Annotated in this window: 5 protein-coding genes; 2 read left to right on the top strand and 3 right to left on the bottom strand. The window is 45.9% G+C overall.

The window, feature by feature from the left end; all coding sequences use genetic code 11:
• The first annotated feature begins 354 nt into the window (after nucleotides 1–354).
• A complete protein-coding gene (locus RMO79_RS19130) occupies nucleotides 355–2,688 on the top strand; it encodes an ATP-binding protein (RefSeq protein WP_310484834.1) in 2,334 nt (777 codons plus the stop codon).
• 34 nt (nucleotides 2,689–2,722) lie between these two features.
• On the opposite strand, the gene RMO79_RS19125 is transcribed toward RMO79_RS19130, so the two are convergent.
• The gene (locus tag RMO79_RS19125) at nucleotides 2,723–3,280 is read right to left on the bottom strand and encodes a hypothetical protein (protein ID WP_310484833.1); all 558 of its coding nucleotides are present in this window, start codon (nucleotides 3,278–3,280) and stop codon (nucleotides 2,723–2,725) included.
• Between the two features lie 364 nt (nucleotides 3,281–3,644).
• On the opposite strand from RMO79_RS19125, the gene carB reads away from it, so the two are divergent.
• Nucleotides 3,645–6,902, top strand: a complete 3,258-nt coding sequence (gene carB, locus RMO79_RS19120) for a carbamoyl-phosphate synthase large subunit (RefSeq protein WP_310484832.1) — start codon at nucleotides 3,645–3,647, stop codon at nucleotides 6,900–6,902.
• Between the two features lie 263 nt (nucleotides 6,903–7,165).
• Here carB and RMO79_RS19115 read toward each other — a convergent pair whose 3' ends face one another.
• Nucleotides 7,166–8,296, bottom strand: coding sequence for an aminotransferase class I/II-fold pyridoxal phosphate-dependent enzyme (locus tag RMO79_RS19115; protein WP_310484831.1), 1,131 nt, complete (start codon nucleotides 8,294–8,296; stop codon nucleotides 7,166–7,168).
• A 313-nt stretch (nucleotides 8,297–8,609) separates the two neighbouring features.
• Nucleotides 8,610–9,755, bottom strand: a complete 1,146-nt coding sequence (locus RMO79_RS19110; protein WP_310484830.1) for a GNAT family N-acetyltransferase — start codon at nucleotides 9,753–9,755, stop codon at nucleotides 8,610–8,612.
• Between the last annotated feature and the right edge of the window lie 288 nt (nucleotides 9,756–10,043).

Here is a 10,043-nt window from a genome sequence, read left to right as displayed (position 1 = left end):
GGGGGGGGGGGGGGGGGGTTGGGGGCCCGGGGCAGACTGGGAGACTGGGAGACGGGGGGACAGGAAAAACGATCGGTCCTATTCCCTTTCCACTTTTCCCCCTAAAGCCTAAAACCTAAAACCTAAAGTAGTAAATATGTTGCTCTAATTATAAAAAGATCTTAGAGTATTGCCGCTAGTTGGTCTCGATCGCAATAAGATCGAACTATAATCACATGCTGCCGATCGTCTATTTGAGTGATACTTCTGACCGATCGCACTTTTGACTGATATCTTAATAATTTCTTCGCGTTTATTAATACATTTTCTTTAAATTAATTCTCTTCTGGATCGTCAACTTCGCCAATGCCTAATTTGACCTCAACCATCCGGGGTAATTACCCCCTGAATACCTTTGAGACTGTCCGCAATCTGTGGCAAAAAATGGCAGAAACAATCCTTCAAGAGCAAGGCTTCGCCACAGAGGATGATGTCCGATCGATAACTAATGCCGAACTGCTAAACCGCGAATCATCTAAGATTGGTGTAGAATCTGGTGTTGCAAATTTGTCACCCAATTTACCGCAATTCTTATTATTGCAATCTCCTAAGTTTCAAGCACTACTAACGGGGCAGATTGTCGATTCAGATCGGGCAGCACGGATGACGATCGAAGTTACATTCATACCCACAAAGATCGATCGATTTATCCAACCACTCATTCCTTACTTACCAGCGACTGTAGAATTAATTGCCGATCCGAACTTCACTAACAATAGCGATCTGCAAGGTCATTTTACTCAGTTATTATTGAATGTACTCATCGAGGAAAAGTCAGATGAGAGCGATTCTCCATGGGAGCAGGCTTCCCGCCAACGCGAAGCTTTATTGCAACAACAAGTAGCTCAAGCAAATTTACTCAACTATATTGTTACCCAAATTTATCAAACATTAGATTTACCGATTATTTTACAAGCTGCTGTCGAGCGAGTGCAGACATTTTTACATGCAGATCGACTGATCGTGTATCAGTTTAATTTTGCTAAAATCGGAGGTCAAGCGATCGATCGCAGTTTTGAAGCTTATACTGGTTTCGGAAAAGTTGCTTATGAATCGCTAGGAATCGAGCAATTACAATCGGTATTAGATGTTACAGAACACCAAGATTGTTTTGACGATCGCCAAATCTGGCATGAATATCGGAATGGGATGACAAAAGCAATCGATCGAGTCGATACCGAATATGCCAAAAATCAATGTATGTTGGATTTAATGGCGCAATCTGAAATTAAGTCAAAATTGGTAGTGCCGATTGTTGTTAAGTCAGAATTATGGGGCTTATTAATTGCTCATCAATGTCAATATTCCCGACAATGGCAAGTAACAGAAACACAATTTTTGCAACAGGTTGCCGGACATTTAGCTTTAGCAATCGATCGCTCAGAACTATATATGAATAGCCTATGGCATACCAAAGATCTCGAACATCGAGTCAACGAGCGTACGCGAGAATTACGCGATGCCGTCATTGTCGCGCAAACGGCAAATCAATCTAAAACCGAATTTCTAGCACTGTTAAGTCATGAGTTACGCACCCCGTTAACTAGTATTCTGGGGCTGTCGGCAACATTGTTGAGGTTACCCTTACTTAACTTAACCGAACGACAACAAAATTATCTGCAAGTCATTCATAATAGTGGCGAACACTTGTCGGAACTAATCGACGATATTTTAGATTTCTACAAGTTAGAAGTTGGCAAGACCTTTTTGAAAGTGAGTGAGTTTTCACTATCTAAATTAATCGAGCAAGTAGTTGATTTATTTAGAGTCAAAGCCGAGCAACGTAAGATTACTTTGCAAGTGGAAATTATCACAGATAGTAACAATATTACTTATGGCAGTCGCGATTTACGCTTTCGGGGCGATACCAAGCGAGTACGTCAAATTCTGTTGAATATTTTAACAAATGCGATTAAGTTTACCCCAGAAAATGGTACCGTACTGGTAAGGTCGTGGATTGAAGATTGTTATGCCGTAATTGAGGTAGAAGATAGCGGCATTGGCATCGAAGAAGAACAGATTCCTCGACTGTTTAAGAAATTTCATCAGCTCGATCGCAACTTCGATCGCGACTATGGCGGCATGGGTTTAGGCTTGGCAATTACCCAACAATTAGTCGAATTACACGGCGGTTCGATCGAAGTTGATTCGATCGTCGGTTCTGGTTCGACTTTTACCGTGAGGCTGGCATCTCAATCACTACAAGTAGCAGAACGCAATGATTGGCTGGAAATGGATCGGAAATTAGTCTTTCAAGATCCCGAACTCAATCCGACTCCCAACCGGATTGTCTTGATCGAGCAAGATGAAGATTTAGCAAATTTTATGTGCGATATTTTGACTGCGGCAAGATATCAGGTAACGTGGCTGTTATCTGCCGAATCTTCATTCCGGCAAATATCGATGTTCGAGCCAGACTTGCTAATTATCGATTTAGATTTAGATGCAGCAACTGTCGATCGATCGATCGACAATATCCGCAAATCTAGTACGATTAGTAATCTCAAAATTCTAGCGATCGCGACTAAAGATGAGATCGTTAGTCCGATCGGTAAACGACACATCGATGACTATTTATGGAAACAGGTAAATCCCGAACAGTTGCTCAGAAAAATTACCAAGTTATTGAGCCATTCCGATCGAGAATAACAGTTAAAAATGTGGGAAGCTGTAGCTGTTGTTACTAGTTTAATGACGAACCTGTGGCAAGATCGACAGGCTTAGTACCGACGATCCGTAAGTTAGTTTTGTGATAAAAACCGCGCTTAGAACGTGGAAACTGCCATTGATAACCTTCAGGATCGGGATGCAGTTGCATTAACTTCGACCACTCAGTCACATTGTGGGTGGCGGCTGAAAGTTTGGTAATTCGCTCGATTCCCAGTCGCTGTGCTAGTTGGCTTAATTCTAACTTCACAGCAGTGGCAATTTCACCGCGATCGTCAACTGTCAACAATTTAGCGTCTTTGGCTTGAGCTAGCATCTCGATCGCATCAGATACCCGATCTGTGGATTGTTGATGGCGATCGAGTGATGTTGTCAACCGTTCGATCGCGCCGAGGCAATGTGCGTCTAGACTGAGATTTTTACGGGAGTTTAATAACTGCATCAAACAGTTAATCTGTTCTCGTTCGATCTGAAGTTGTTGCTGATGTTCCGTTAGAGCGCGATCGACAGAGCGGGTAATTTTCTGGCAAAGCTGCTCCTGCGGTAAATCTAAAGCGGGGTTGAGAGTCGTCATAAATTAGGGGTTTAAATAGCAATCGGAAGATGTAGGGAAGGAGCTGGATGAACGATGCAAATTGAAGTGTCAGTAGGAGATGCAATGCTAAACCTGAATAAAGATCGAGTAAATAGACGCGCGCCAAAACATGTCTTGCGTGCGTTAACTAATTTTCGTCCTACACTATAATGCCCGATTTATCCTCGATCGCGACAACTTTACGCCGCTCGAACTCAAAAAAATTCTCACTAAGTACCCTAAACCCTTTAAGATAGATCGGAATTCAAAATTTGGAGCGTAAAAGGTAGAGAGCAGTCGAAATAGTAAATAGTGCTTTCACCCATCCACCCATCCACCCCTCCACCCCTCCCCCTAAATACATATGCCTCGCCGGACTGACATACACAAAATCTTACTCTTAGGTTCTGGCCCGATCGCGATCGGACAAGGGTGTGAATTTGACTATTCTGGCACTCAGGCTTGTAAAGCACTGCGGGAGGAAGGGTTTCAGGTAATTTTGGTTAACTCCAATCCTGCGACGATTATGACCGATCCAGATACGGCAGATCGCACCTATATCGAGCCGCTCACGCCAGAATTAGTCGAAAAAGTTATTATCAAAGAACGTCCCGATGCGTTACTCCCGACGATGGGGGGACAGACGGCGTTAAATATTGCCGTGAGTCTGGCAAAATCTGGCGTATTGGAAAAATATGGAGTCGAACTAATTGGCGCGAAATTAGGTGCGATCGAAATGGCGGAAGATCGGCTGTTATTTAAAGAGGCAATGGCGCGGATCGGCGTACCAGTTTGCCCATCAGGCATCGCTACCAGCCTCGCAGAGGGACGAATAGTCGGTAAAGAGATTGGCAGCTACCCGCTGATTATTCGCCCCGCCTTTACGCTCGGAGGTGCCGGAGGGGGGATTGCTTACAATCAAGAAGAATTTGAAGCGATCGTCCAAACGGGATTGGATGCTTCGCCTGTGGATCAGATTTTGGTCGAGAAATCTTTGCTGGGGTGGAAGGAGTACGAACTAGAGGTAATGCGGGATCTGGCAGATAATGTGGTCATTATTTGTTCGATCGAGAATATCGACCCGATGGGAATTCATACTGGCGATTCGATTACCGTCGCTCCCGCGCAAACGTTGACGGATAAAGAGTATCAGCGGTTGCGAGATGCATCGATTAAAATCATCCGCGAAATTGGAGTCGAGACAGGCGGTTCTAATATTCAATTTGCGGTACATCCCGATACTGGCGAATTTATCGTCATTGAAATGAACCCCCGCGTCAGTCGTTCTTCGGCGTTAGCTTCAAAAGCAACCGGATTTCCGATCGCTAAATTTGCAGCTAAATTAGCCATCGGTTATACACTCGATGAAATCCCCAATGATATTACCAAAAAAACCCCCGCATCGTTCGAGCCGACGATCGATTATGTAGTTACTAAAATTCCTCGGTTTGCCTTTGAAAAATTTGCTGGTTCGTCCCAAACATTAACCACCCAAATGAAGTCAGTCGGCGAAGCAATGGCGATCGGACGTACCTTTCAAGAATCCTTTCAAAAAGCCTTACGATCGCTCGAAATCGGTCGCTTTGGCTGGGGTTGCGATCGCGATGAATCTTTACCTTCGCTCGAACAAGTCCGCTCCATGCTGAGAATTCCGACACCCGATCGAATCTTTAGCATCCGTCATGCCATGCAGCTCAAAATGTCGCTCGAAGATATCTACGATCTGACGGGAGTCGATATGTGGTTTCTCGATAAATTGCAAGATATTTTAACTACAGAATCTTTCCTTAAAACCCAACAATTAACAGCTCTAACTAAAACCCAACTCTGGGATGTCAAACGTCAAGGTTTTAGCGATTGGCAGATTGCTTATGCAACTAAAACTAATGAAGATATCGTCCGTACCTATCGCAAATCTTTAGGCGTAGTTCCCGCTTATAAATTAGTCGATACCTGCGCCGCCGAATTTGAAGCCGAAACCCCTTATTACTACTCTACCTATGAGGAAGAAACCGAAGTTATCCCCTCCAGTCGGCGCAAAGTGATGATTCTCGGCGGTGGGCCAAATCGGATCGGACAAGGGATAGAATTCGACTACTGCTGCTGTCATGCATCTTACGCACTCAGCAAACAGGGATTCGAGACAATTATGGTGAACTCCAATCCCGAAACCGTATCCACCGACTACGATACCAGCGATCGGCTATACTTCGAGCCACTGACTAAAGAAGATGTCCTCAATATCATCGAAGCCGAGCAACCCGAAGGCATCATCATTCAATTCGGCGGACAAACCCCACTCAAATTAGCCGTCCCGCTCCAAGAATATCTCGACTCCCAAACCGCCGAAAGCAATATTACCACCAAAATCTGGGGCACTAGTCCAGATTCGATCGATATGGCTGAAAATCGGGAGCGGTTTGAATTAGTATTGCGCGAACTCGGCATTCAACAGCCCGAAAACGGCATGGCGCGCAGCTACGGAGACGCACTCGGAGTTGCCAACCGCGTCGGTTATCCCGTCGTCGTTCGTCCCTCCTACGTCCTCGGCGGACGCGCGATGGAAATCGTCTACTCCGATGCCGACCTCGAACGCTATATGACCTACGCAGTGCAGGTCGAACCCGATCACCCCATTTTAATCGATAAGTTCTTAGAGAACGCCATCGAGGTCGATGTAGACGCAATTGCCGACGCATCCGGGCAAGTGGTCATTGGCGGTATTATGGAGCATATCGAACAAGCCGGAATTCACTCTGGCGATTCAGCGTGTTCGCTGCCTTATGTCTCATTATCAGAGCCGACACTTGCCACGATTCGCAAATGGACAGTCCAACTAGCGCAATCGCTTAAAGTGATCGGGCTGATGAATATTCAATTTGCCGTCCAAGGCGAGCAGGTATATATCCTCGAAGCCAATCCCCGCGCCTCCCGCACGGTACCATTCGTTGCCAAAGCTACAGGCGTTCCACTCGCGGGTTATGCAGCCCGAATTATGTCGGGCGAAACCCTTGCCGGATTGAACTATACCGCCGAAGTCATCCCCACCCACATTGCCGTTAAAGAAGCCGTCTTACCCTTCGACAGGTTCCCCGGTACCGATACGATTCTCGGCCCCGAAATGCGCTCTACAGGCGAAGTCATGGGCATCGATGTGGATTTTGGTCGCGCCTACGCCAAAGCCGAACTCGCCGCCAGCCAGAAGCTGCCATTAACAGGTAAAGTATTTGTATCGACTAACGATCGCGATAAACAAGCCGTAGTTCCAGTAGTTCGCGATTTAATCGCTCTGGGCTTTAAAATTATCGCGACATCTGGCACTCAAAAAGTACTAGAAGAGCATGGCTTAGTCGTCGAACCCGTGCTAAAACTGCATGAAGGTCGTCCGCATGTGGTCGATATTATTAAAAACGGTCAAATTCAACTAATTATTAATACCCCCTCCGGTGAGGAAGCCCAAGCCGATGGCAAGTTAATTCGCCGCACGGCTCTAGTCTACAAGATTGCCATGGTCACGACGATCGCGGGTGCTAAAGCGACAGCAGCGGCAATTAAGTCGCTCCAAACGCAACCGCTAGAAGTCAAAGCCCTACAAGACTACATCGGTCTGGGTCGCTCTTAAAAATCCCCTCCGAGGAGGGGTGGTGGGTAAATCCCCTCCTCGGAGGGGTGCCCGGAGGGCGGGGTGGGTAGATCTCCGCTAATGACCCAGCCATCCCCCGACGATCGATTTCACAATAAACTTTTCAATTTAGTTCTCATATCGATGTCAAAGCCTTCACAAATCGACAGGAGATAGCGAAGTCAAGGCATTCGTAGTTTTTTAGCACGATCGGAGATCCACCCACCCCGCCCTTCGGGCACCCCTCCGAGGAGGGGATTTTTTTAGAGACGGGCGCATTTAACGATCGCATCGATGACGCGATGGAGGTCTTCATCTGATAAATTAGAGCCAGAAGGTAGACACAGACCGCGATCGAATAGATCTTCGGCAACTTCGCCGCCAACGCGATCGTAATTTTGGAAAATCGGCTGCATGTGCAATGGCTTCCACACCGGACGGGCTTCGATTTGAGCTTCAGCGAGGGCTAGACGGACGTACTCGCGATCGACACCAAAAGCGGTCGGATCGATCGTCAGGCACGTCAGCCAGCGGGTAGCACTCCCCCAGGGGGCTTCTGGCATGAATTCAATACCGGGGAGATGTCCTAAAGCTTGCTGATAGACTTCACAATTTCGCCGTCTGGCGGCGACACGATCGTTTAATACTAGCAGTTGTCCGCGTCCGATGCCTGCTAAAACGTTGCTCATGCGGTAATTGTAGCCAATTTCGCTATGCTGGTAATGAGGTGCGGGATCTCGCGCTTGGGTTGCCAAAAATTTGGCTTTAGAAGTAATGCTGGCATCTTCAGAGACTAACATTCCCCCACCGGACGTGGTAATAATTTTATTGCCGTTAAATGAGAAAATTCCTACCTTCCCAAAGGTACCGGGAGATCGCCCTTTATAAGTGGCTCCCAAGGCTTCGGCGGCATCTTCAATTATCGGCACGCCATAATGTTCGCAAGCAGCCAGAATCGGATCGATATCGGCACATTGTCCGTAGAGATGTACCAGAATTAACGCCTTTGGTAATTTACCCGCTTGCGCGCGTTGCTCCAGAGCGGTTTCGAGCAGCTTGGCATCCATATTCCACGATTGCCTGTCGCTATCGATAAAGACGGGTTTGGCACCTTCATAGACAATCGGATTGGCACTTGCCGAAAAAGTCAGACTAGAGCAAAATACATCATCGCCAGCCCCCACCCCGACGAGTTTGAGGGCTAAATGCAACGCCGCCGTCCCCGAAGTTACCGCAGTTGCATGACTCGAACCTATTTTTTGACAGAACTCTCGCTCGAAAGCATCAACATGAGGGCCGATTGGGGCGATCCAATTGGTTTCAAAGGCTTCGGTCACGAATTGGAGTTCGCGACTTCCCATGTGTGGAGTTGAGAGTAAAATGGGTTTGGTCATTGCCGGAAAATATGAATATGTAAAATTGAGTGGGGAATATAATTACCAGATTATAGATATTAGATATCTCAATTCAAAAATACCGTTCGGGGCAAACAGAAGTTCGCAGATTGAGGTGGCAATCGTTAGTACAAATATCTAGCTAAATCGATCGGAAAATGGCGAGTGCTAACGTAGATATCGATTGCGAGTGCGATCTATATTTATATTCGGGAACTATTCTCAATTATACCCAGATTATTTTACGGTACGATCTGTCGCGGTGTTTTCGATCGATCCAATCGCGATGCCAAAACTAGCGGATGAAGTGAATTTACGCTAAGGGTAACCGATACACAGGGAAAAATGAGGTTTGCTCGAACAGGGGTAAAGCCATTCCTGATGACTCAGCTCTTAGAGATATGAGTCGATCGTAGAGATGGCGATTGACAATCACCTCCATTGTGGCAAAAGATTTACTTTCTTTAGAAAACCCCGATTTGAAGTGATAAAGTGAATCTTGATTACTACCAAGTCCGCCGCCGAGATTGAGATATCGATTGTGCCGTTGCTGCCCCCATTCGATAATATAGTGAAGCATCATTGTTGTCGGCGATTGAGACAAAAATTCTGTTCTCGTACCGCCTAAGTGATATTGAACGATGCCATTAAATTCAGTCACCAAACAAGCCGCGATCGCTGTTCCGGCTGTCTCGACAACACAAATATTCACACCCTCCCCTAATGTTTTGATGAAGCGATCGAAATAGTCTCGTGTGAAATAATAAGTCTGGGTGGCATTGACTCGATGCATCGTCTCTGTATAAATATCGATAAATACATCAAAATATTCCTCGATCGATCCCATTTTAACGGTGAATCCCGTTCGCTTTAACTTATTAATTTTAGTCCGATGATTGGATCGAATCTGGCTCCAAATTTCTGCTAAAGTCTGAGTGAGATCGCAAATTACAACTTCGCCCCGGAGGTTTGTCCGTTCGGAGGGAGCATGGCGATCGACCGAATCGTATCGATCGCTAATCGCCGGATCGATATAACTATTCAGAAGCGGATGAAGTCTCAGAAATGCCGAGCAGATATTTCTTTGGCTCCAGTTTTCATAGATGGTATTTAAGGCGGTTGTTATAAATTGAGTATTTTGACCCGATTCATTTACCAACATGCCGGGGTAACCATACGGAGAGACAATATCGTAGATGCGATCGTCATTAATTGCCCGAATATCGCCGATAATTGGATCGCAATTGCGAATGATATAAGGCAAGAAAAAAACACTCTCCCCATCTTCAACAATAATTGCTTCGGCAACACCATTAATTCGGTCTGCTTCTAATCCTAAATATCCAGGTAGATGATAAAAGTCATGAGGAATTAGATTCAAGCATTCTTGCCAAGCCAAATCTGATGGCACGACAACTTGAGTAGTTATCGATTGTAAAAATGTTGTCGTCCCAGCCATACTTTTAATCCCTTCAGGTGAATTGTTGAAAGTGCTACATCAAGCTCCGATCGATTAAATAATTTGGCTGGTGACAAGTAAGATTTACATTTAGCTCAATCTTTAAAATGCAAAATTTTGAGGTGTAATCTTTTCTCTAGCCGCTCGCCGCTTTGATGAGATTCACTTAGCTTATGTTGCCCGAATTTTGGGGAAAAGCATCATTTGGAGCGGGGAGATGAGGGGACGGGGAGATGGGGGAATCTACGAAAAATGACTTGCAGACGGGGGGTGTGTCTGCAAGTCCTT

It is taken from the genome of Chamaesiphon sp. VAR_48_metabat_403 (assembly GCF_031422475.1).
GTDB lineage: Bacteria > Cyanobacteriota > Cyanobacteriia > Cyanobacteriales > Chamaesiphonaceae > Chamaesiphon.
This window is presented reverse-complemented; position numbering and strand designations above follow the sequence as displayed.

Excerpts from the sequence above, each read along its gene's own strand:
- RMO79_RS19125 (WP_310484833.1), bottom strand. The coding sequence starts at position 3,280 with ATGACGACTCTCAACCCCGCTTTAGATTTACCGCAGGAGCAGCTTTGC.
- carB (WP_310484832.1), top strand. The coding sequence starts at position 3,645 with ATGCCTCGCCGGACTGACATACACAAAATCTTACTCTTAGGTTCTGGC.
- RMO79_RS19115 (WP_310484831.1), bottom strand. The coding sequence starts at position 8,296 with ATGACCAAACCCATTTTACTCTCAACTCCACACATGGGAAGTCGCGAA.
- RMO79_RS19110 (WP_310484830.1), bottom strand. The coding sequence starts at position 9,755 with ATGGCTGGGACGACAACATTTTTACAATCGATAACTACTCAAGTTGTC.